The sequence below is a fragment of the Halomonas sp. MMSF_3323 genome (genome assembly GCF_030733595.1).
Lineage (GTDB): Bacteria > Pseudomonadota > Gammaproteobacteria > Pseudomonadales > Halomonadaceae > Halomonas > Halomonas litopenaei.
Map to the genome: position 1 here is coordinate 176,031 of NZ_JASHIT010000001.1, position 21,589 is coordinate 197,619.

Here is a 21,589-nt window from a genome sequence, read left to right on the forward strand (position 1 = left end):
GCTATCCCCTTTGGTCCAGAATCTTCTCGTTCGGGGACTCTATTTGATCCCACAAAATGCCGCCTGCTTTTTTCATGCGGCCAATAGCAGCCTTGAGTGAGCTTTTCTCAAGCTGTTCATATGAGACGATTTGCATTTTTTTCAAGCGCCATCCACCTGACTGGCGTCTCTCCCACTCTCCCTTACCGTGAAGGCGAACTTGCTTGAACAGAAGCGGGGCGAGTTGTGCTGCCGTTTCAGTATCCGTCTCACAGTAAAGTGTTTCGCCATTAGCCCCCTCGAGGCGAACGGGAACCGAGTCGTCCTTCCCCCCGATTGTATAAAGCCTTCCCTGGATGCTGCCATGCTTGAACACAACCAAAGGTTGGTGTTTGGAGATCCGTGGGAACTGAATGATTCGGCAGCCCTCTGACTCCAAGACTCCTGAGGCTTGGTCATCAAGCATGAGGTCGGCAAGTCGTAGATATGCTTTCTTCGCTTTCTTGGGACCAACGCCATTGGCCACCTCTCGCACACGGTGCAATACCTTGTGGTGGTGGTCATCATCAACACAGGCGTTCAGCCTCGCCGAGCCCTTCGTGACAGACGCAAAGTGCAGGTGCCCTCCTGCCCCGTAGAGCTCTGCGAGCTCGCACAGGTACTCTGCCAGCCGTTTCATCGGCAGGTCAGATGGCCCAAGGCCTTCTAGGTGGAGGGTAAGTGTTTTCATGCCGTGATTATAGACACAAGGGTGGTTCTATTCATAGGAGGTCTGGCAACGGACCAGGCTGATCGTAGGCTTCTCTGAGCTGTATTTTTTAGTCAGGTGCGGGGTCGGCACCTACAGCCGTGTCTTGGCCTCCACAGCAACGCCGAGGATCCGGCAGTTGCCGTTGATGGGGATCAGAGGATAAGCGGGGTTCAGCGCCTTTAGGAATCGCTGCCCACCGTCCTCGATCAACTTCTTGAAGGTTGCCTCGTTGCTGTCTGAGAGCAGGGCCGCCACGAGTTTGCCAGGCACGGCGTCGATGCCCGAATCGAAAAGCACCAGGGTGCCCTCGGGGATGCTGGGGGTACTGCCCGGCGGCGCCGTCATCGAGTCCCCCTTCACTTCGAGCCAGAAAGCCTTTCCCTGGGCGCGGTAGTCGGAAGCTTCCTCGTGCGGCTCGGCGCCGGGCTCGTAGGGTGTGACGCACTCGGTCCAGGCGCCAGCCTGGACACGGCTGATGACCGGATAGCGGTGGTAGCGGATAGGCTGCGGGGCTTTCTGAACGTTGCTATGTCCCTTGACCGCGTCACCGACTTGGCCAGCCGCCTCAAGCGAATCCCCGGGCTTTGGGCTTGAGCCGTATGCCTGGCCAATGGCTGACCCGTAGGTCAGCTGAACGATCGAGATACCGAGGGCGTTGGCGAGCTTTTCCAGGTTGGCCGTCCGCGGGGACTTGCTCTCTCCCGTGATGATCCGATGGATGGTTGGCTGAGGGACGCCCGACTGCCGCGACAACTCGTTCTCACTCCAACCTCTATCGGCGAGCGCTTGTGCGAGCCGATCAGCGACGGTTTTTCCTTCTGGCATCTCGTTGCCTACCGGGTTGAGGGGGAAGGGCTACCTGGGCGCTATGCCCAATATTCCATTATTCGAATTCGTATTGTTGCGGAAACGAGCTTGCCGACGCCAATACGGTTATGTATTCTGCTTTCAATACGTTTATGTATTGGATGGGCACATGCACCAGTTCACCGCGCGCGACATGGTTCGCGACCTTGTCAGCACAGGACTCACTCAGCAGCAGATAGCCGAGAGAGCTCAGGTATCCCAGGCAACTATTGCTCGGGTCCACAGCGGCGCCGATACGCGGTACGAGACAGGAAAGCGAATTGCGGAGCTTCATCGCCATGTCTGCCCGGGCCGATATCGCACCTCCAAGCCTACCACCCGTCCGGCGGCCTCAACGACCGCTTGAACGGGGTGGAAATCCATACAGGTGAGGAGGGAGCGAGATGAAAGTGAGTAAGCGCCTGATCGAATTTTCCTGGGGGGCTGTATGAGCCTCGCTGCCATGCATTGGGCCAGGCAGTCCATGAAGACCCTGCCCGCCAACATCAAGACGCCTTCGCGTCTGGCTCTCATGCTGCTGGCGGACTATGCGGACGAAGACCACGTCTGCTGGCCGTCGATTGCCAATATGGCGGCTGAGATGGGCTGTTCCACACGCAGCGTCCAGCGTGCGATCGACGTACTCGAGCAACGGGGCCTCCTGGCCGTCGAGCAGCGTCTTGCCGCGAACGGGCGCCAGCAATCGAACCGGTATCGCCTGGCGGTCGGGGGAGGGTGCCAATCTGTCACCCCTACTACTTCTGCCAATTCAGGGGAGGGTGACAAATTGACAGAGGGGGGTGACACCGGTGTCAGGGGGAGGGTGACACCCGTGTCACCCCTTGAATCTACCACTAGGACTCTACCCCCTTACCCCTCTGGTGCGCGCGAACCTGATTCGTCAGCCAAGCCAGTTCCGAATGCTGGCGCTGGTGACTGGACCGAAAACGTCGGCGACCTGGACGACGCTGGCCGTCCGCTGGAACAGGCGCCGGAGCCTCGCCAACGCCCGATGACCTACGACTGGCAACCCGATGCCGAACAGCTGGCCGTGGCCTGCCTGCGTCGTGGACTGCCGTCCACGCTCCAGCCGGACGCCGCGACCCTGGCCGACTTCACTGCCCACTTCGCCGAGAAGCCTTTCGAACGCCGGACCCAGCAGGGCTGGCATGAGCGGTTGGCCAAGTGGCTCGCCGAAAACCGTCACCGCCAACCGCGCATCACTGCCGCTCAGGGAGGACCACACCATGCACAGCGCCCAGCAGCTCGTCACGGACTCGATCGCCAAGCTGAACGCGAGGCAGTCCGAGAACAACTCGCCAACCCGAACGACACCAGCTGGGCAGACGGCTGGTGGCCGGAAGACGCCGCCGAGGGGCCAGACACTGGCATTGGTGAACCAAGTCTTCACCCGGTTGGAGGCGATTTTTCCAAGGACGTGGGCGAGCGCCTTCCCGAATACGGATCTGCTGAAGCTGGCGCGCCGCGAGCTGGCGCAGGAAATGGCGAGATGGCCGGTGCTGCCAGGGTGCCAGGTGGTCGAGCGGGCGATGAGCGAGCTCAAGGGGCAGGGGAGTACCTGGCCGCCGACGATCCCGGTGCTGGTGAACCTGCTGGCGCCAACGCCGGAGGACTTCGGTATGCCGGCGACTGCTGAGGCGTGGCGCGAAGTGCTAGCCCACGCCCATGCACCGAGTGCTCACCGCTGGACGCACGCCGCCGTGCGCGTGGCCGGGCAGATGACTGGCTGGTGGGACCTGACCCACACCACCGCAGCCAGCGCTTGGCCCAAGTTGGAGAAGCGCTTCGCCAAGCACTACGCCTCCTTGGTCAATCGAGTGATGGCCGGTGAGGACCTGACCCCGCGTCAGTTGCTTGAGCACGACGGTAGTCGGACATGCGCTGAGCTCGCCGAGCGCAAAGGACGGGAGCACGCTCAGCAACTCGCCGCTGACGCAGGTTTGCCCTACCGCATGAATGGTGACCAGGGGCTTCGGTCGCTGCGTGCCGCACTGAAAGGAGCTTGATGCATGAGCAACGTAATTCCGTTCGAGTTCGACCAGCAGCCGGTTCGCGTCATCCAGGGCGATGACGGCGAAACGCTGTTCCTGGCGCACGATGTGGCAAGGGCGCTGGGCTACGCCAAGCCCCGCAACGCCGTAGCGCGCCACTGCAAGGGGGCCCTGAAACGGGGCGCCCTTACCGATGGCGGCGAGCAGACCATGACCGTCATTCGTGAGCCTGACGTCTATCGCCTGATCGTGAAGAGCCAGTTGCCCAGTGCCGAGCGATTCGAAGCCTGGGTATTCGAGGAGGTATTACCGGCGATCCGCCAGACCGGCGCTTATCAGGTGGCCGCGCCAGCATCGGCACCCAAGGATGAGCGGCTGACCGACATTGCCCGCGCCTCTGCCATTGCAGGTGCGCTGGATGCCGCGGCTCGTGCCTTTGGCTTTGACGACAACATGCGGCTGCTGTCGGTCAACCAGGCGGTGCAGAAGCGAACAGGGGTCAACCTGCTCGGTGAGCTGGGTGCCACCCACCTGCTGAGCCCGGTCAACGAGCGCTACCTGACTCCCACCGAGCTGGGACTGCCGTTCGAGATGAGCGCCAAGGCGGTGAACCTGCTGCTGCGGGATCTCGGCTACCAGCGCCAGCAGGCGGATGGCCGTGGCCGAAAGTACTGGGTGATGACTGAGGCAGGTAGGCAGGCCGGTGGCCGGATGATGGACACCGGCAAGCGTCATGGAGATGGCACGCCGGTGCAGCAGCTCAAGTGGCCAGAGAGTGTGGGCGATGCCCTGCAGGAGGAAGCGGCATGAAGATGACCGCCACAGATGAGAAGGCCCTGGACGCCCTGGTCAGCCAGCATGCCGAAAGCCGAGCCCCCGTACAGACGATGATCGTCCAGGCGGCGTGCAATGCCAGGGCCACCACCGACCGGGATCGAGTGAGAGTGGCGCTGAGCCGACTGAAGGGGGCCGGCTACGTGGTTCGCACGACCGGCGACCGCTGGATGCCCACGAAGAGCGGTATTGCACGGGCAACGGGCATCGAGGCGGTGGCGAATGAGGCAAGCGCCGAAGGACAGCAGGCGGCTGAACCAGTGGCCGCGCCATCCGTTGACGTCCAGGAAGCGGACGCTTCGCATGGTGACAGCACCGAAGCCCCGGAGATGGTAACCATCAGCGCTGTCTGTGCTGACCGTGGGTTCGTGACCGTCGATGTGCCCGCCAGTACGCCTGGCATTCGCTTGAGTGATGAACGTCGGTCTGCGCCAGTTGGCCCTCTTCCAGTCACTGAGGCATCACCCCGTGAGCCTGAACGCTCGCTGGCGGCCAACGGGTCCATGAGCGTGGAGCGAGCGTCGAACGATGCCCTTGGCGAGCCGAACGAGGCTGTCACGGCGCAGAGCATTCTGTCTCGTGCTGGCGCTCACATGCGTGACCGTGCCGCCACCTACGACAAGCCCCAGGGTGAGCGCTCCATGGGCGCTACCGTAGGCGCCTTCGAGGCAGTCACTGGACTGTCCATGACCGAAGAGCAAGGGTGGTTGTTCATGGCGTTGCTCAAGGCCGTGCGAAGCCAGCAAGGCGTCTATCGCGCCGACAGCTACGAGGATGGCGCCGCCTACTTTGCGCTGGCAGGCGAGTCCGCCGGGAGGGATCGGCGATGACGGACCAGGTGAAGGGCGGCCCTCAGTCGCGGCGAGCGGCCATGCTGTGCCAAAACCCACGCTTTGCCCTGTACCTCGATCAACGTCGGCGTCTGCGTCATGGGCTGGCGCTGGCTGACCTTCCGGATGGTACCCACAGCGAGCAGGACGCGATCGACTTCATCCGTGAGAGCTGTGGCGTAACCAGCCGCGCCGAGATCGACCATTACGCCACGGCCAGCGTGATGCTGGAGCGAATCATCACGGATTACCAGCGCTGGGAGCGCCAGCAGAGGGTGGCGCGATGACAGTCGCTAGCAAGCCCACCAGGGCAGGTCGAACGGGCAACGTTGGTCGGAAAGCGCGACGGCCATCCGTGGACTGGGAGGGCCAGGAGCAGGCGGTACTGATCCGCTGGCTCCATGGCGAGAAGATGCGTGGCGCGGCCGTTGGCGAGCTTTACGACGCTATCTACCACGTTCCCAACGGGGGCGCCCGCCACAAGAAAACCGCATCGGACCTCAAGGGCCAGGGGGTGAAAGCCGGCGTCAGCGACCTGCCCGTCAGGCAGGCCCGCGGCGGCTGGCATGGCCTCTACCTCGAATTCAAGGCAACCCCGCCACGCCATGCGTCGCTGGCGCAGAGCCAACGTGACTGGCTTGAGTCGTCGGAAGGCGAGGGCTACTGCGCGGTGCTGGCGCGAGGCTTCGAAGAGGCCAAGGCGGTGCTGAGGGAATACGCCAGCTGGCCCCGTACCCAGGTAGAGGGGCCGCGTCGCGAACTCGCCAACGGCACGGAATGGAGGCGCTGATGCAGACCCAACTGCCGCGAAGCGTACAAGAAATCGCCGACGTCATCGGGCGCCAGCGCGCCCTGTATCTCGTCGGGCAACTGCCCAGGACGTACCGACGCCAGTGGCGGTGCGACCTGTACGTGCCGCAGAAGCTGAAACCGGATCATCGGCTGGTCGAGCTGCTGGGGTGGGAGGACGCCACCAAGATGGTGAAAGAGTTCGGCGGGCTGATTCTGCAGCCGGCCCGGTGTGACTGCGTCGCCCGGGACTTCAAGTATCGCGCCGTTCGGCAGATGCGGGCGAAGGGAATGAGCGCGAAGGAGATATCGGAGCTGACCGGCATCCCGTCGCGCACAGTCAGGCACATTCTGGCGGCAACGTCACCCGAGGCGGGTGGGGATGAGGGGTGTCAGTCTGCTGCTGACATACCGATAAGTCCTGACACGCAGGGGCAGCGTATCCGCCAAGGAACATCGCATGCCAACACCCATTAGACGGCCTTCGAGACCTATGGCTGAAGCGAATGAGCGCCTGGCACGAGTCGAGACGCATCTTTCTCACCTGTCAGAGCAGCAGGACAAGATGTCCGACACCATCGATGCCATCAAGGAATCCAACTTGAGGCTCGCGACAGCCGTAGAGAAGTTCCCCGCCCTGCTGAACGATGTGCTCGACATTCAGCGGGAATCTGTCGGTCAGGACAAGCGGATCACGCAGCTGGAGCACTGCATCGAGGCCCAGGCGAAGCAATGGCTCGACCAGACGAAGGTCAACCGACGGGTGGAACAGACCACCTTTCGCATGAACCTGGTCTGGTCGGCGATTGCGGCACTCTCGGTGGCGGTGATCAGCGCATTGGTGCGGGCCTACATGAACGGCTCGTTCTCATGACGTGGAGGACCGAAGTCGTGACCGAAGTTCAATCTCCTTTCCACCTGAGCAATCGCAGCCTGAAGCGGTTGCAGGGCGTCAACGCAGACCTGGTGATGGTGGTGCGACGCGCCATCGATATCACCGAGGTCGATTTTGGCGTGACCGAGGGCCTGCGCAGCAAGGAGCGCCAGAAGCGCCTGGTCGCCGCCGGCGCCAGCACCACCATGCGCAGCCGGCACCTGACTGGCCATGCCGTCGATCTGGTGGCCTACCTCGACGGTAACGTGAGCTGGGACTGGCCGCTCTACTACAAGATCGCCGACGCCATGAAAGCCGCTGCCAAGGAACTGGGCGTACCGATCGAGTGGGGCGGTGACTGGAAAACCTTCAAGGACGGCCCTCACTTTCAACTGCCCTGGGGGAGCTACCCGGCATGATGATCACGACCTGGCGTCGTAACTTCCGGCTGTGGTCGACCCAGCTGTTTGCGGTGATGACGGCACTCGGCGTCCTCCAGTGGGGACCCGATGTGGTGGCCAGCCTGACGGCCAGTCTGCCGCTGTGGAAGCCGGTACTGCCCCAGTGGGCCTTTGCCATGACGCAAACGGTGTTGGGCGTTGCCGGCGTGATTCTGCGCAACATCAAGCAGCGAGACGGGGACGCTTCGTGATCAACGTGCCACGCTTTGCGCTGTTCGGCCTGTTCGGCCTGTTCGCCATCTCGGTGGTGGCGGGCTGCGCGTGGGCTGCACACACCATTACCCGGCAGGCCGAGACCATTGGCGATCAGCGGCAGCAACTGGCGGCGGCCGATGCGCAGCTTGCCGAGCTTGAGCAGGCGGCGGCTGAAGCGGAGAAGGCTCGGCGAGTCGAGGTGACCGCACTCAACAGCGCCTTGGCGCAGTATCGTGCCGAGGCAAGCCAGGCGCAGGTGCATGCCAACCAGTTGCGCCAAGCGTTGGCTGCCGAGAGAGGACGCAATGACGCATTCGATACCTGCATGGGCATGCCTGTGCCTGATGCTGTCCTTGACCGGCTGCGCTTCTGATTCTCCGCAGCGGGTGGTGATCACCCAGCGGGAACCGGTCTTGCCGCCCGAGCAATACCTGGTGCCGTGTGAGATCGATGTGGGGGAGGGCACGGTGGCCGAGGTGCTGACCGGACTTCGAGCCGGCATCGACTGTGAGCGCGCCGACAAGGCCGCCATCCGTGCCTGGGCATCCTCGTTTAGTGAACCCGATAGCGAGCCTTTAGAAGCCGCTGAGGGTGGCTCTGTGGCTGCCCAGTGAGACGCCTGGCGCCGTCAGAAAAAATGGGTCCTCCCCGGCACCGGGGCCATGCGGGGGCACCAGTCTCGCGGAAGTTTGCGTGAGCGAGAATTTTCAGTCGCGGTTAATTGTTGTTTTTTGGGAGTGGCATGGCGTTCAAGGGAAAGGGGCGCGAGGTCAACCGCGAAGAGCTCGCCGAGACCTTTGGCGTATCGCTCAACACCATCTCCAGCTGGGTTCGCAATGGCTGCCCCTTCGACCAGAAGGGTCGCCAGGGCAAGCCGTGGAAGTTCAACACCCGGGACGTCAGTGAGTGGCTGCGCGACCAGGCGCGAATGGAGGCTGCCGGCGAAGCCCCCCTCGATGAGTACGACCTGAAGCTGCGGAAGTTGGCAGCGGAGACCGCCCAGGCGGAGCTCGAGCTGGCGGCGGCGCGAAAGCAAGTGGCACCCATCGAGGAATTCGAGCGAGCCCGGGCCCTGGAAAACGCGACAGTACGCGCCAACGTCATGAACGTCCCCAGTCGAGTGGTCAGCCAACTGATCGGTGAGACCGACGAAGGGCGCTTCAAGCAGATACTGGCGGCTGAGCTCATCCAGGCACTGGAAGCCGCAGCGGATGCCGATATCGAGCTGGGGGACGAAGACGAAGATGACAGCGCCGATTGAGGCCTCAACGCAGTTCAGCAATACCGCGGGTGTGCTTCGCGCCCTCAAGCGAGCTGCCCGCCACCTGGTACCCCCGGCGCCGCTGAAGCCCAGCGAGTGGGCCGAGCAGAATGTTCGCATCCCCGCCGGCAATGCTGTACCTGGCCCTATCCGTTTCGACAACGCCCCGTACCAGCGCGAACCCATGGATATGGCGGCCCATCCTGGCTGTTACCGCATCTCGCTGATGTGGGGGGCGCAGGTGGGCAAGACCCAGCTGGCTCTGTGTGTGCAGGGGTATAGCATCGCCCATGAGCCTCGTAGCCAGATGATGATGCAGCCTAGCCAGGGCGACCTGACCACCTGGCTGGAAACCAAGTTCAACCCGATGGTCGATGCCAACCCGGTGCTTCAGCGGCTGCTACCCAAGCCGCGAAGTCATGAGGGGGTCAATAATCAGCGAATGAAGTCCTATCCCGGCGGCTTCATGATGTTCGCCTGGGCCGGATCCACCAAGACGATGCGAGGGCGCTCCGCGCCGCTGATCGTTGCCGACGAGGTGGACGGCTACAGCGGTACGGACGAGGGGGACGAGGTCGAGCTGCTTTGGCAACGGGCCGCGACTTTCGGTGATCAGCGGCTGTTGCTGGAGATCAGCACACCCACCATCAAAGGAGACAGCCGTATCGAGGCTGCCTTCGATCAGGGCGACCAGCGGCACTTCTACGTTGCCTGCCCTCACTGTGACCAGCACCAGCGTTTGCGCTGGTCTCACGTGCAGTGGGACAAGGATGAAGAAGGCCACCATCTGCCGGAGACCGCTCGTTATATCTGCGACGGTTGTGGCGCACTCTGGAACGACGGCGAGCGCATCGCGGCCATTCGCAGCGCTGAGCGAGTCGGCGCAGGCTGGAAGGCCAACAAGCCCTTCCGTGGGCATGCCAGTTACCACCTCAACGAACTGTACAGCTGTTTCCGTCGTTTGCGTGACATCGTTCAGTCCTTCCTGGACAAGAAGGCCAAGGGCGATCTGCAGTCGTTCATCAACGTCAGCCTGGCCGAGACCTACGAGGAGCAGGGCGAGCAGCACAAGGCGAGCGATCTGCTGGCGCGGGCCGAGGCGTTTCCGGCACCCGTGCCGATGGGCGGTCTCTACCTGACGGCTGGCGTCGACATGCAGCAGGACCGCCTCGAGGTCGAGACGGTGGCCTGGGGACTCGGCCAGGAATCCTGGTCCGTGGACTACACGGTGTTATGGGGTGATCCGCTGCGTGACGAGGTCTGGCAGGACCTGGACGACTACCTGGCGGAGACCTGGCTGCACGAATCTGGCGCCCAGATGGCGATTGGTGCGTCCTGTCTCGATACCGGCGGCAACAAGGGCTACACCCAGCGAGCCTATGAGTACGTGCGTCGGCGCTCGGGCCGGCGTCTATTCGCGATCAAAGGGGTGCCGGGCTGGGATCGGCCGGTGGTGATGGCGCCCTCACGCAAGCGCACCGGCAGGAATCAGCGGCGCGTCGACCTGTTCAGCGTTGGTGTGGACGAGGGCAAGCTGACGGTGATGCGGCGACTGGCGCTGGCTGAGCCTGGCCCTGGCTTCTGTCACTTTCCCAAGGAGCGCGACGAAGAGTGGTATCACCAGCTCACCGCCGAGAAGCTGGTGACCAAGTACGTCAAGGGCGTACCCAAGCGCGAATGGCACCAGACCCGGCCCCGCAACGAGGCCCTGGACTGCCGGGTGTACGCTTATGCCGCGCTGCTGATCGCCTCGCCTAACCTGAGCAAGCTGGCCAAGCGGATGGAGAGGGCGCTGGAGAACCTGGCCACCTCATCGCGGGAGCGAGCGGGCCCGCCAGCCAAAGGGCAAGAAAGCTCGCCCGAAACGTCAGACGTGGTTCCTACCCGCCAGAGCGACGGAGAGGATGACCCGCAGCCCCGCCGCATCCGTAAGCATTCGCGAGGATCTCGAAGCCGGCAGCGCCGGGGCAGCGGCTGGGTCACGAAGTGGTGACAAAGCTGTTCAGGGTACTGATTGCGTACCGAAAAGCGGTGGTTGAGCATTGCTTCAAACATTGCTCTTCCAATTTGTCCGAAAATCAAGATCTCGCAGCATTTGGTAGACGTTGCAGCACCTTGCACCTACCGCAGAGCAAACATCGGGTACGTGGCGATTCTGTCTTTTTCGACTAGGTTTCGATACTTCGTTTGTGACTACGATCCTGTTTTTTGGGTCAGCTAAAGCGTAAGCGACAAGAACTGGGTCCATCGCAATTCTATCTAGTTCGACTTCATTGAGGTCGGGAGCATATCCCTCATTAATGACTCTTTCCAGCAAATCTTGATTGAACTCTTCATCGAGTATTAGAAGTTTTTTTCTCGCCCCGTCTTTTGCCCAACGTACATGCTCTGCGTCGTTTCCACCTTTAATTTCTTCATGGATCTCTCTGGGTATCGCTATAGACCCATTCTTCGCATGGAACTCAAGCCAGTCCCAAAATTCTGGAACCTTGGAAACTGGATAGTATAAGTTGTGGGCTGTGATTATGATGTTAGCATCAAGTAAATAAATGTTTTTTCGATCCTCTTGCATCACAGCCCCACCATTTTTGCTACGTTCCCTGGATTCACACCGAGAATTCTTCCCGCTCTCGTCTCAGTAAGTATGCCTTCGTGGATGCCTTTGCTCACAAGATTAACCAAGGCATTTCCTGCCCTGTGCTTCTTAGTGTTGTAGAAGTCGCCGCCTGATGATTGTTTTTGTTTCTTCTTATTTTCTTGTTTCGCAGCAAGCCATTGCTCACGAAGCTGAATGTTGACGTTTTCCCACTCTTCTTTTGATATGAAGTTTTTTCTGAAAAACCGGTAAGCGATGAGTGAAGTGCTAAGGTTGAGGCTTCTAGCCTCGCTTTTTAGAAAATTGAAGTATGTTTCTTCACTTTTAGATGCTCGCTCATAGAGAGCATCAGTTTCGTCATCACTAAGTAGAATCCTGCTAGCCACGTCATTACAGAATTGCTCAACCTTGTGTGTGTTTGTTTGAGCACTGATGCCTGATTTTCCAACCCAAAGGTGAACGGCCTCGTGGAGAAGAGTAAAACTCCACGCGGGCTTTGCATCATTCTGATTGATAACTATGAAAGGTGCTACTTTATCGGCAAGGGCGAATCCTCGGAATTCTTTTACACTAATTGTTGAATGGTGGCTTCCGAGGTCGCCTATCAATAGAACATATATGCCGGATGCTTCTGCTTTGTCCCTCAGATAGCCAAAAGCATGATGCGCATCTCGCTCTCTTCTGTAAGAGTCAGTGTCGATTTCTAGGGCATTCTTTATGTGCTCTGCGGCATCGTCGATATCTTCTTCAAAATCACCCTTTCCGATAAAATCAATGTCTTGGTCTTCTTCACTGTCAACAAGGGTTTCTTTGACAAGGGTTTGCCGAATATAAATATCTCTTATCAGCGCCCTTACGTCCCCTTCATTTGAGCCCTCTTCGCCAGGGAGGCGACGAAAGTCCTCTCCCATTTCAGCATTTTTAGGAGGTTTGGAAAGGAAAAACGCTACGAATGGCCTCCTATAGAGTTGGGCCATTTTCTTGATCTGAGGCAGAGATGGTGCTCGCTCGCCTGATTCAAAAGCAGCCAACTGCTCATCCGCTGGGGTACGTTGGCTTCCCAGTCCTAGTCCGCGCGCTGCTTGTTCCAAGCTGAGGCCAGCAGTCTCTCTTGCCCAAACGAGAACGGCTGGTGTTGCCTTTGCCATGTTGCATCCCCTAGACGCCCATCCGTGTTGTGGTGGGGCATTTCAAGTTTCAGTTCAGTATAACGTGCCTGAGGCAACGGCAACCACACCCGAGGGATTTCATTGCGTTGGGGTAAAAACTGAGCCCAAACCCGACGCTTTGAAATGGTGACCGTGTGCCTGTCTCCCTTCCTGAACAGATCACCGCTGGCACGACGCTTGACCTCAATCTGACGCTGACCGCATATCCCGCACCCACCTGGGTGCTCACCGTGCTGCTGCGCGGACCTTCCTCGCAGGACCTGGCCGCCACACCCAGCGGCAACAGCCACCGGCTTTCCTTCGATGCTACTACCACCGCCACTTGGTCAGCCGGGCGCTACTGGTTCAGCGTGCGCGTCTCCGACGGGGTCAACGTGTTCGAGGTCGACGCCGGTGAGCTGACCGTCAAGCCAGACTTGGCAGCGGTGGCTGACGGCGCTGACCTGCGCAGTCACGCACGTAAGACGCTGGAGGCCATCGAGGCGGTCATCGAGAAGCGGGCGACCAGGGATCAGGAACGCTACCGCATCAACAATCGGGAGCTCTATCGCACACCACTGGCCGACTTGCTGGCGCTGCGCGATCGCTACCGGCGCGAGGTGCGCAACGAAGAGCGCGCCCGCCGTGGCGAATCTCTGCTGGGCCGTAATGTCCTAGTGAGGTTCCCGAATCGTGCTTGATTTCCTGAAGCCGAAAGCGGCGACTGCCGACCGCCAGCCAGTGCCGTCCGTCGTGCCGGAGGCCAAGCCGGTGCCAACGCCGGGTGCCAGGCGAAAACGCTTGTTCTGGCGGCCCATCCAGGCGGGACGGTCCCTGCTGAATGCCGCCAGGCCCGACCGCCTGACGCAGGACTGGCCAACGACCCCGGTGCCCGCCGACGAGATCATCAGCCGCTATCAGCGGGTAGTGGTGGCCCGCAGCCGTCATGCCTGCGTCAACAACGACTACGTGAAGCACTACCTGCGCCGAGCTCGGCAGAACATCGTCGGGCCGGCGGGCATCCAGCTACAGGCACAGGCCAAGGACCCTGACGGCTCCCTGGACTCTCGCGCCAATGATGCCATCGAGACCGGCTGGCGCGATTGGTCGAAGCGTCGCAACTGCGACGTGACCGGCAAGCAGTCGCTGGCGGAGATCGAGCGCGCCGCCGTCAGCGGCGCTGTTCGCGATGGCGAGTTCATGATCCGCATCGTCACCGGCAGCGACGCCGGGCCCTGGGGCTTTGCTCTGCAGGTGCTCGACCCTCATCGCTGCCCGGTGGATCACGATGTGGAGCGCCTGGGCAACGGACACTTCGTGCGTCACGGCATCGAGTTCAATCGCTTTGGCCGGCCGATGGCCTTCCACTTCCAGACCCTGGACGCCAGCGAGAAGGATTACAGCTTCGGTGGTCGCAGCTTCGTGCGTATCCCCGCGGACGACATCATCCATGGCTACCGATCGGAGATGGTCGGCCAGAAGCGTGGACTGCCCTGGACGGTGACCGCTCTGTTGAGGGCGCAGCATCTGGCTGGCTTCGAGGAGGCGGCCATCGTCAATGCCCGTACCGCAGCGTCCAAAGGCGGGTTCTTCCAGTGGCGAGAGGACGCCACCGCCCCGGACTACGAGGAAGAGCGCGATGAGCCGTTCTACATGGATGCTGAGCCGGGGTCTTTCCAGGAACTGCCCTACGGCCTCGAGTTCAAGAGCTGGGAACCTCAGTTCCCGTCCGGCGACTACCTGCCGTTCACCAAGCAGCAGCTACGTGGCATGGCCGCTGGCCTGGGCATCACCTATCACGATCTCGCCAACGATCTGGAAGGCGTCAACTTCAGCAGCGTTCGCTCGGGCACCCTGGCCGAGCGGGAAGGCTGGAAGGAAGACCAGGCGTGGCTGATCGAGCAACTCATGCAGCCCCTGTTTGAGCGCTGGCTGCCGTTTGCCCTACTCAAGGGCCTTAAGATTCCGGGCACCAACGGCACCCTGCGTCCGGACCGGCTGGACAAGTACAGCGACGTGATCTGGCAAGGCCGGCGCTGGGACTGGGTCGATCCAGACAAGGACAGCAAGGCCGCCGATCGCGACCTGAAGAACACCCTCAAGGCACCCAGCCAGATCATGCGTGAGCGAGGGGATGACCCACGCCAAGTGTGGCGACAGTTCGCCGACGACATTCAGGCGATGCGTGATGAGGGAATCCCGGAGGCCATCATCCAGGCGGCGATCAGTGGCGCCGCCGCCCCGGCGACGCCAGCAGCAGGAGAGAACAGCGATGAAGGACAGTAAGCCGCCAGAGACGCGCCCGCTCAAGCCGGTCGCTCCACCTCGGTCACTACCGGATCAGGCCACGCCTGCCCAGAAGGCAAAGTACCTGAGCAATCGGCTGCTGACGCGCAGCGTGACACCCGAGCAGATCATGAAGGATGGCCCGGTAACCCGGGTCGCCGAGGTGGCCGAAGTCAGGGCCATCGACGAGGACAAGCGTACCGTCGAACTCGCGTTTTCCAGCGAAGCCGAGGTCGAGCGGTTTTTCGGTATCGAGGTGCTGGCGCATGACCAAGGGGCCATGCGAACCGAGCGCCTGGAGAATGGCGCCGCACTGCTGATCAACCATGACTGGGATGATCAAGTGGGCGTCGTGGAGTCTGTCAGCATCGGAGCGGACCGCCGGGGGCGGGCTATCGTGCGCTTTGGCAAGGGCGCACGGGCTTCCGAGGTGTGGCAGGACGTGGTCGACGGCATCCGCCGGCATGTCAGCGTGGGCTACACCATTCACAGGGTGGAGGTGGAAGAGCGCAAGGGCATGCCCGACATGGTGCGCGTGACCGACTGGGAGCCGCACGAGATCAGCATTGTCTCCGTCCCCGCTGACGTCACCGTCGGGGTAGGCAGATCCGTGGAGAAGACAGCGGCAACCACACCCGAGGCCGAGGGCCAGCCATCCAGCGAGACTGGGGACCATGGCGCTCGATCCCGCACCCCATCCGATCAACGAGGCACGGATTCCATGAAAGAGAAAATTCTGCGCGATGCCAGTGGCAACCTGGTTCGTGCAAAGGTCGATGACGACGGCAACATCGTCGAAGTGCTCGAAATGCTCGAGCGTGCCGGTGAAGCTGAAAACAGCGCCCGCACGGCGGGAGCCCAGGCCGAGCAGAAGCGCGTCAAGGCGCTGATGGACATGGGCCGCCAGTACGGTGAAGCCGAGCTGGCCATGCAGCATGTGTCCGAGGGCAAGTCGCCGGAGGAATTGCAGCGTGCGTTGCTGGAGAAGTTGAGCCAGGAGCGCGGTCAGCAGCCCGGCCTTCAGCGTGGGGCCGGTGGCGGTGGCCAGCAACGCACACCGTCGCTGGGCAACCAGGGTGAGGCCGCCCCCCAGTCCGCGCAGCTTGGCTTGTCGGACACCGAAGTGCGCCGCTACTCGATGATGAACGTCATTCGTGCCTTGGCCAATCCCAACGACCGCCGCGCCCAGGACGCTGCGGCCTTCGAGATGGAGCTTTCCCAGGAGGCGGAGCGCCAGTACGGGCGAACCGCGCAAGGCGTGCTGATTCCCCACGATGTGCTGGCGCGTGCCTTCAATGCCGGTGGCGCCGCCGACACCCCGACCGGGGCACAGACAGGCCAGAACCTCGTGGATACCCAGTACATGGCGGGTTCGTTCATCGACATGCTGCGAAATCGCACCGTGCTGATGCGCCTGGCGACCACCATGACGGGGCTGGTCGGCAACGTCGAGGTACCGAAGCAGACAGGTGGTGCGTCGGCCTACTGGGTGGGCGAGCACGAGGATGTCGGAGAGGGCTCTCCCGGTATCGGCCAGATCGGTCTGACACCGAATACCGTGGGCGCCTTCACCGACATCACCCGCCGACTGATGATGCAGTCCACTCCTGACGCGGAAGCCATCGTGCGTCGCGACCTGGCCGCCGCGCTGGCGCTGGCCATCGACCTGGCTGGCTTCTATGGCACCGGCGTGAATCAGCCGACGGGCATTGCCAATGTCAACGGCATCAACGCTGTGGACTTCGCGGGTGCCGCGTCCGGTGGTGGCAGTGCGCTACCGACCTACGCCGAGGCCGTCCAGATGGAGTCCGAGATCTCCGCCGATAACGCCGATGTCAACGCCATGGCCTACGTGATGGCATCGGGCATGCGCGGCCACTTCAAGACCACGCAGAAGTTCGACGGCACCAACGGTGCGCCGATCTGGGAGCCCGGCAATACCGTCAACGGCTATCGTGCCGAGGTGACCAACCAGGTGCAGGCAGGCGACCTGTTCTTCGGCAACTTCGCCGACTTGATCATCGGCATGTGGGGCGGGCTGGACCTGAAGGTCGACCCCTACACGCTGAGCAAGTCCGGCGGTACCCGGGTCGTGGCGTTGCAGGATGTCGATACGGCACTGCGCCGCGTCGAGTCGTTCTGCCTTGGCCGTGACGCCAGCTGATTCGCAACCCTAACCGACAGCGGCTCCCTCAATGAGGGAGCTGAATCTTAAAGGTAGAGACCCATGGTGAAGACAACAGTCGATCTGATCGTGACCAGTGCCATCATGTTCGAGGGCGAGATGGCGCGCAAAGACGATGTGCTCGAGGGGGTGCCGGAGCGTGAAGCCGCTGATTACCTGCGCCGCGGCAAGGCCAAGCTGGCACCGAACCAGAGCCGCCGTGACAGCGAGAGCCAACGCGACCAGTTGGAAGCCCTCAAGGTCGGTGAGCTCAAGGCCGAGGCCGCAGACCTTAATATCGAGGGCCACGCCTCGATGAGCAAGGCGCAGTTGGTCGATGCCATTCTCGCCGTCGCCACCGATGGTGACGACGACTGATGCCGGCACCGGGTTGGGAGGACCTCGGCGACTTCCTCGACGAAGAGGAATTTGCCACCGAGGCAGTCATTGAGCTGGCGGACGGCCAGGTGCTGCCGCCGATCAGCGCCATTTTCGATGATCCCTACATGAATGCCCAACTGGGCGAGTACCAGATGGACATTCGCCAGCCACGCCTGTTGTGCCGTGAATCCGACGTGCTGGTGGTTCGCCGCGGTGCTTACGCCACGGTGAATGGCCGCCGCTATGACGTGCTGACGGCACCGGAGCCCGATGGCACCGGCATGGCCACCGTCATGTTGGGAGAGGATGCCGGCGATGTTGCATTTTGACCTGGAGCCGGTCGGCTTCGAGCGTCTACAGCGTGAGCTTGGCGCCTCAGATCGTCAGGTACGCCTCGCCTTCAATCGGGCCCTGAATCGTACCGTCAGCCGTCTGCGCATGCTGTCCAGCAGGGGGCTGCAAAGTGAATTGGGGTTGAGAAGGGCGGCGGCCATGCGCCGGCGCCTGAAGTCCATCCGAGTACGTGGGGCCGGCGGGATGACCGAAGCCCGCCTGTGGTATGGGCTCAATAATCTTCCGGTCTCCGAGTTCAAGGGGCGTGCCCGTAGAACGCCCCAGGGGGCCAGTTTTCAGGGTGGCCCCGTGCGCGGTGATTTTCCCGGTGCCTTCGTGGCCAAGCCCGGTGGTGCCGGCCGCCGTTCCATCTTCAGTCGCGTCAAGGCTGTCCGCTTGCCCATTTCCGAGGAGACCCTGGCCATCAAGGACAAGGCCGACACCTTTGTGGAAGACCAGGTGTTCGATCAGCTAGAGGACATCCTGTGGCGCGAGTTTCGGCGTGATCTCGAGGCGCGCACCGTTTACTCGGTGGGAGGCTGAGCATGGATCTGGATCCGCAGTGTGATCTCGATGCGCTCCATCAGGGCATCGTCGACGCCATCAAGGCCCAGTTTCCCCAACTGGTGACGGTGGAGGACTATCGCGAGGAGGACGATCGCGTGCGTCTACGAATCCCCGCCTGCCTGATCGAGCTGAGCGAGATGACCCCGTCCGAGGACGATGATGCCGGTACCGATCAACTGCCGGTGTACCTGCGCTTCGAGGCGCGCTTGATCCTCGGATTCCGGGAGCGCAAGGCGAAGCGTGCCATCCGCACGCTGGCCGGGACCTTCGCCGCCTGGGTCCACATGAACCAGTTTGAGCGCCCGGTGGAGCCCGCCCAGGTCATGGGTGTTTACCCTGATGACTTCGATCCGGCGCTCGACCAGTTTGAGGTGTGGCGGGTGGAGTGGCAGCACCTGGCGTTCCTCGGCGAGTCCGCTTGGAAGGGAGAGGATTTCCTGCCACAGACCGTGATGGTGGGCGTGTCGCCGGATATCGGTACCGAGCACGAGGTGGACTACCACGACATCACCGACAGCCCGCAGGTGACCCCGTGAACGAGACCTGGCAGTTGAGTGACCTCCGCCGGCGGCTGGCCAATATCGTCCGTCCTGGAGTCATTGACCAGTTGGATACTGGCAATGCCCGTGTTCGCGTGCGAGCAGGGGAAGTGCTGACGGGCTGGCTGCCATGGATGACCACGCGAGCGATGAATGATCGCAGTTGGTGGGCGCCGGAACCCGGCGAGCAGGTCATCGTGCTGTCGCCCTCTGGCGAGCTGACCAACGGCTATGTGCTGCCGGCGGTATTCCAGCAGGAAGCACCGCCGCCAGCCAGCAGTAAGACCACCCACGCGGTGGAGTACGCCGACGGCACCCGGGTAAGCCATGATCGAGCTGCCTCCGCCTATAGCGTCGAGGTCCCAGCCGGGGGCCGAATCACGCTCAAGGTCGGCGGCTCATCGCTGGTCATCGATGACAGCGGCATCCGCCTGTCGGCGCCACGCATCGACCTGAACTGAAGGTAGCAACGGAGACGACCATGCCGGCCATCACTCGAAAGGGCGATACCTGTACCGGCCACGGCAGCTTCCCCCCTCGGCCCAGCACCACCGGTAGTGGTAGCGTCTTCATCAACGGCATCCCGGTGCATCGCCAGGGCGATGCCTGGGCGGTCCACTGCAACAGTCAGCCGGTGTGCCATGGCGGCAGCCTGGCCAGTGGCTCCAGCAGCGTTTACGCCGATGGCCAGCAGATCGGGCGGATCGGTGACCCGGTCAATTGTGGATCCAGCGTTGCCACCGGCAGCCCCGACGTCTTCGCCGGCGGCTGACGCGCTGCGCACCCGGCAACCACACCCGAGGAAGTCACCCCCCGGCCCCATCCATCATCGCAGTCATCACCACGATCAGGCTGCCATGAACGGAACCAGTGCACACACGGGCAAAACTCTGTCCGGCCTCGACCATCTGCGGCAATCCATCCGCGACATCCTGACCACGCCGATCGGCACCAGGGTGATGCGTCGTGACTACGGTTCGCGACTGTTCGAGCTGGTCGATAACCCCATGACCCGCGCCACCCTGGTCGACATCTACGCGGCCGCGGCGGAAGCCCTGATGGCATGGGAGCCACGCCTGCGCGTGGATAGCGTCACCGCCACCTCGGCGCAGCCAGGCCATATCGTTCTCGAGATCGTGGGTGAATACCTGCCCGATGGCCGACCGGTCACCATTGAAGGCATAGAGGTCACCTGATGCAGCGCTCCTTCAACACTGTCGATCTCTCCCGGTTGCCCGCGCCAAATGTCGTCGAGGTGCTGGCCTTCGAAGACATCCTGGCGGAGCGAAAGGCCGCGCTGCTGGACCTGATCGAAGAGGGGCAGCGCGCCGAAGTCGAAGCGACCCTGGCGCTTGAGAGCGAACCGCTGACCAAGCTGCTTGAGGAAAATGCCTACCGCGAGACGATCTGGCGACAGCGGGTCAACGAGGCGGCCAAGGCCGTGATGCTCGCCTACGCCAAAGACGCTGACCTTGATCAGATCGCCGCCAACGTCGAGGTGGAGCGGCTGGTGGTTAGTCCAGGCGATCCGAACGCCACACCACCGGTGGCCGCCGTACTGGAAAGCGACGACCAACTGCGCCTGCGTGCCCAGCGAGCCTATGAGGGACTCAGCGTCGCCGGGCCCCGTGGCGCCTATGAGTTCCACGCACTCAGCGCCGACGGTCGGGTGATGGACGCCAGGGCCACCAGCCCGAGCCCGGCGGTGGCCATCGTCACCCTGCTGTCGTCCGAGGGCGATGGCACCGCCAGTCAGGAGCTGATCAACCTGGTCGACGCGGCCCTCTCCGCTGAGGACATCCGCCCGGTGGGTGACCGCCTCACGGTGCAGTCGGCCGCCATCGTCGACTACAGCGTCGACGCCACCCTCTACGTCTACCCCGGACCCGAGCAGGAGCCCATCCTGGCCGCCGCCGAGGCTGCCCTGGCTCGCTACATCGGCGAACAGCGCCGCCTGGGTCGTGACATTCGGCGTTCAGCACTGCACGCGGCACTGCATGTCGAGGGCGTGCAGCGGGTGGAGCTGACCGCCCCGGCAACTGACGTGGTGCTCGACGTCACCGAGGCCGCCCACTGCACCGGGACCAGCGTGATCATCGGGGGCAGCGATGAGTAGCGCCGAGCGTATCCGCCACCTGCTGCCCCCCAACCGCACCCCGCTCGAGCGTGCCGCCGCCGAGGCCTTGGCCGAGATCCAGCGCGTACCGGTACCGCTGCGCGACCTGTGGCGTCCCGAGACCTGCCCCGCCCACCTGCTGCCCTACCTGGCCTGGGCCTTCAGCGTCGACCGCTGGGACCCGACCTGGACGGTGGCTACCAAGCGCGGCGTCATCGCCCAGGCCTTCTACGTCCACCGCAAGAAGGGGACGATCAGCGCGCTACGCCGTGTCGTCGAACCGCTGGGCTACCTGCTCGAGGTCGTGGAGTGGTGGGAGACCAGCCCCAAGGGAATCCCCGGCACCTTCGCCCTGCGCATCGGCGTGCTCGATACCGGCATCACCGATGGCATGTACCAGGAGCTCGAGCGGCTGATCGACGACGCCAAGCCACTGACGCGTCACGTCATCGGGCTGGATATCGCCGGCGAGAGCCGTGGCCTCATCCATGTTGGCGCGGCCATCTACGACGGCGACGTGACCGAGGTCTACCCGTTCGCCCCCGGTGACATCGAGACCACCGGCCCCTTCTTCGTCGGCGCCGCCGTCCACACCATCGACAGCGCCACCGTCTTCCCCCTCTAAGG

Annotated in this window: 29 protein-coding genes and 1 pseudogene; 26 read left to right on the forward strand and 4 right to left on the reverse strand. The window is 62.5% G+C overall.

From position 1 onward, the window contains the following. Position 1: 1 nt before the first annotated feature. Together RBB39_RS00730 and RBB39_RS00735 are read right to left on the reverse strand one after the other, a co-directional pair. Positions 2-709, reverse strand: a complete 708-nt coding sequence (locus RBB39_RS00730) for a hypothetical protein (RefSeq protein WP_306168601.1) — start codon at positions 707-709, stop codon at positions 2-4. 111 nt (positions 710-820) lie between these two features. Beyond that, complete coding sequence (locus RBB39_RS00735) at positions 821-1,555, reverse strand: LexA family transcriptional regulator (RefSeq protein WP_306168602.1); 735 nt, start codon at positions 1,553-1,555, stop codon at positions 821-823. Positions 1,556-2,060: 505 nt separating this feature from the next. On the opposite strand from RBB39_RS00735, the pseudogene RBB39_RS22705 reads away from it, so the two are divergent. The 14 genes and pseudogenes from RBB39_RS22705 to RBB39_RS00805 form a co-directional block, all read left to right on the forward strand. Beyond that, positions 2,061-2,732 (forward strand): annotated as a pseudogene (locus RBB39_RS22705) (helix-turn-helix domain-containing protein); the annotation flags it as partial. A gap of 91 nt (positions 2,733-2,823) precedes the next feature. Further along, complete coding sequence (locus RBB39_RS00745; protein ID WP_306168604.1) at positions 2,824-3,603, forward strand: replication protein P; 780 nt, start codon at positions 2,824-2,826, stop codon at positions 3,601-3,603. 3 nt (positions 3,604-3,606) lie between these two features. Next, positions 3,607-4,398 (forward strand): BRO family protein, encoded by a 792-nt coding sequence (locus tag RBB39_RS00750; RefSeq protein WP_306168605.1) that lies wholly within the window; start codon positions 3,607-3,609, stop codon positions 4,396-4,398. Next, entirely contained in the window at positions 4,395-5,252 is an 858-nt protein-coding gene (locus RBB39_RS00755) for a DUF6378 domain-containing protein (protein WP_306168606.1), read from the forward strand. The genes RBB39_RS00750 and RBB39_RS00755 overlap by 4 nt, the downstream gene beginning before the upstream one ends. Beyond that, positions 5,249-5,539, forward strand: coding sequence for a hypothetical protein (locus RBB39_RS00760; RefSeq protein WP_306168607.1), 291 nt, complete (start codon positions 5,249-5,251; stop codon positions 5,537-5,539). Before RBB39_RS00755 ends, RBB39_RS00760 begins: the two co-directional genes overlap by 4 nt. A gap of 68 nt (positions 5,540-5,607) precedes the next feature. Continuing rightward, on the forward strand, positions 5,608-6,042 hold the full coding sequence (locus RBB39_RS00765) for a VRR-NUC domain-containing protein (protein ID WP_306168608.1): 435 nt from the start codon (positions 5,608-5,610) through the stop codon (positions 6,040-6,042). Beyond that, positions 6,042-6,518, forward strand: coding sequence for a hypothetical protein (locus RBB39_RS00770; protein WP_306168609.1), 477 nt, complete (start codon positions 6,042-6,044; stop codon positions 6,516-6,518). The genes RBB39_RS00765 and RBB39_RS00770 overlap by 1 nt, the downstream gene beginning before the upstream one ends. 88 nt (positions 6,519-6,606) lie before the next feature. Continuing rightward, positions 6,607-6,915: a hypothetical protein gene (locus tag RBB39_RS00775; RefSeq protein ID WP_306168610.1), complete on the forward strand. Its 309-nt coding sequence runs from the start codon at positions 6,607-6,609 to the stop codon at positions 6,913-6,915. 17 nt (positions 6,916-6,932) lie between these two features. After that, complete coding sequence (locus RBB39_RS00780; protein WP_306168611.1) at positions 6,933-7,334, forward strand: M15 family metallopeptidase; 402 nt, start codon at positions 6,933-6,935, stop codon at positions 7,332-7,334. After that, positions 7,331-7,567 carry a hypothetical protein gene (locus RBB39_RS00785; RefSeq protein WP_306168612.1) on the forward strand — a complete coding sequence of 79 codons (237 nt, stop codon included), beginning with the start codon at positions 7,331-7,333 and terminating at the stop codon, positions 7,565-7,567. The genes RBB39_RS00780 and RBB39_RS00785 overlap by 4 nt, the downstream gene beginning before the upstream one ends. Next, entirely contained in the window at positions 7,564-7,944 is a 381-nt protein-coding gene (locus tag RBB39_RS00790; protein ID WP_306168613.1) for a hypothetical protein, read from the forward strand. The genes RBB39_RS00785 and RBB39_RS00790 overlap by 4 nt, the downstream gene beginning before the upstream one ends. Before the next feature lie 40 nt (positions 7,945-7,984). After that, positions 7,985-8,185, forward strand: a complete 201-nt coding sequence (locus tag RBB39_RS00795; protein WP_306168614.1) for a hypothetical protein — start codon at positions 7,985-7,987, stop codon at positions 8,183-8,185. 128 nt (positions 8,186-8,313) lie between these two features. Further along, complete coding sequence (locus RBB39_RS00800; protein ID WP_306168615.1) at positions 8,314-8,832, forward strand: helix-turn-helix domain-containing protein; 519 nt, start codon at positions 8,314-8,316, stop codon at positions 8,830-8,832. Continuing rightward, entirely contained in the window at positions 8,816-10,825 is a 2,010-nt protein-coding gene (locus RBB39_RS00805) for a phage terminase large subunit family protein (protein WP_306168616.1), read from the forward strand. The genes RBB39_RS00800 and RBB39_RS00805 overlap by 17 nt, the downstream gene beginning before the upstream one ends. A gap of 54 nt (positions 10,826-10,879) precedes the next feature. Here the strand turns inward: RBB39_RS00805 and RBB39_RS00810 are convergent, their stop codons facing one another. After that, positions 10,880-11,404 (reverse strand): DUF4411 family protein, encoded by a 525-nt coding sequence (locus RBB39_RS00810; RefSeq protein WP_306168617.1) that lies wholly within the window; start codon positions 11,402-11,404, stop codon positions 10,880-10,882. Further along, the gene (locus RBB39_RS00815) at positions 11,404-12,576 is read right to left on the reverse strand and encodes an ImmA/IrrE family metallo-endopeptidase (protein ID WP_306168618.1); all 1,173 of its coding nucleotides are present in this window, start codon (positions 12,574-12,576) and stop codon (positions 11,404-11,406) included. Before RBB39_RS00815 ends, RBB39_RS00810 begins: the two co-directional genes overlap by 1 nt. A gap of 155 nt (positions 12,577-12,731) precedes the next feature. On the opposite strand from RBB39_RS00815, the gene RBB39_RS00820 reads away from it, so the two are divergent. The 12 genes from RBB39_RS00820 to RBB39_RS00875 all read left to right on the forward strand — a co-directional run bounded on the left by RBB39_RS00820 (position 12,732) and on the right by RBB39_RS00875 (position 21,587). Next, complete coding sequence (locus RBB39_RS00820; protein WP_306168619.1) at positions 12,732-13,277, forward strand: hypothetical protein; 546 nt, start codon at positions 12,732-12,734, stop codon at positions 13,275-13,277. Beyond that, entirely contained in the window at positions 13,270-14,862 is a 1,593-nt protein-coding gene (locus RBB39_RS00825) for a phage portal protein (protein WP_306168620.1), read from the forward strand. Before RBB39_RS00820 ends, RBB39_RS00825 begins: the two co-directional genes overlap by 8 nt. After that, on the forward strand, positions 14,849-17,026 hold the full coding sequence (locus RBB39_RS00830; protein WP_306168621.1) for a phage major capsid protein: 2,178 nt from the start codon (positions 14,849-14,851) through the stop codon (positions 17,024-17,026). Before RBB39_RS00825 ends, RBB39_RS00830 begins: the two co-directional genes overlap by 14 nt. A 63-nt stretch (positions 17,027-17,089) precedes the next feature. Beyond that, positions 17,090-17,404: a Rho termination factor N-terminal domain-containing protein gene (locus RBB39_RS00835; RefSeq protein ID WP_306168622.1), complete on the forward strand. Its 315-nt coding sequence runs from the start codon at positions 17,090-17,092 to the stop codon at positions 17,402-17,404. Continuing rightward, on the forward strand, positions 17,404-17,736 hold the full coding sequence (locus RBB39_RS00840) for a hypothetical protein (protein WP_306168623.1): 333 nt from the start codon (positions 17,404-17,406) through the stop codon (positions 17,734-17,736). Before RBB39_RS00835 ends, RBB39_RS00840 begins: the two co-directional genes overlap by 1 nt. Then, positions 17,723-18,283, forward strand: a complete 561-nt coding sequence (locus RBB39_RS00845) for a hypothetical protein (protein WP_306168624.1) — start codon at positions 17,723-17,725, stop codon at positions 18,281-18,283. Before RBB39_RS00840 ends, RBB39_RS00845 begins: the two co-directional genes overlap by 14 nt. Positions 18,284-18,285: 2 nt before the next feature. Then, the gene (locus tag RBB39_RS00850; protein ID WP_306168625.1) at positions 18,286-18,843 is read left to right on the forward strand and encodes a hypothetical protein; all 558 of its coding nucleotides are present in this window, start codon (positions 18,286-18,288) and stop codon (positions 18,841-18,843) included. Continuing rightward, the gene (locus RBB39_RS00855; RefSeq protein WP_306168626.1) at positions 18,840-19,307 is read left to right on the forward strand and encodes a phage baseplate assembly protein V; all 468 of its coding nucleotides are present in this window, start codon (positions 18,840-18,842) and stop codon (positions 19,305-19,307) included. The genes RBB39_RS00850 and RBB39_RS00855 overlap by 4 nt, the downstream gene beginning before the upstream one ends. A gap of 20 nt (positions 19,308-19,327) precedes the next feature. Then, positions 19,328-19,618: a PAAR domain-containing protein gene (locus RBB39_RS00860; RefSeq protein ID WP_306168627.1), complete on the forward strand. Its 291-nt coding sequence runs from the start codon at positions 19,328-19,330 to the stop codon at positions 19,616-19,618. Between the two features lie 85 nt (positions 19,619-19,703). Next, the gene (locus RBB39_RS00865) at positions 19,704-20,042 is read left to right on the forward strand and encodes a GPW/gp25 family protein (RefSeq protein WP_306168628.1); all 339 of its coding nucleotides are present in this window, start codon (positions 19,704-19,706) and stop codon (positions 20,040-20,042) included. Continuing rightward, on the forward strand, positions 20,042-20,962 hold the full coding sequence (locus RBB39_RS00870; protein ID WP_306168629.1) for a baseplate J/gp47 family protein: 921 nt from the start codon (positions 20,042-20,044) through the stop codon (positions 20,960-20,962). The genes RBB39_RS00865 and RBB39_RS00870 overlap by 1 nt, the downstream gene beginning before the upstream one ends. Beyond that, a complete protein-coding gene (locus RBB39_RS00875; protein ID WP_306168630.1) occupies positions 20,955-21,587 on the forward strand; it encodes a phage tail protein I in 633 nt (210 codons plus the stop codon). Before RBB39_RS00870 ends, RBB39_RS00875 begins: the two co-directional genes overlap by 8 nt. Positions 21,588-21,589 lie beyond the last annotated feature (2 nt).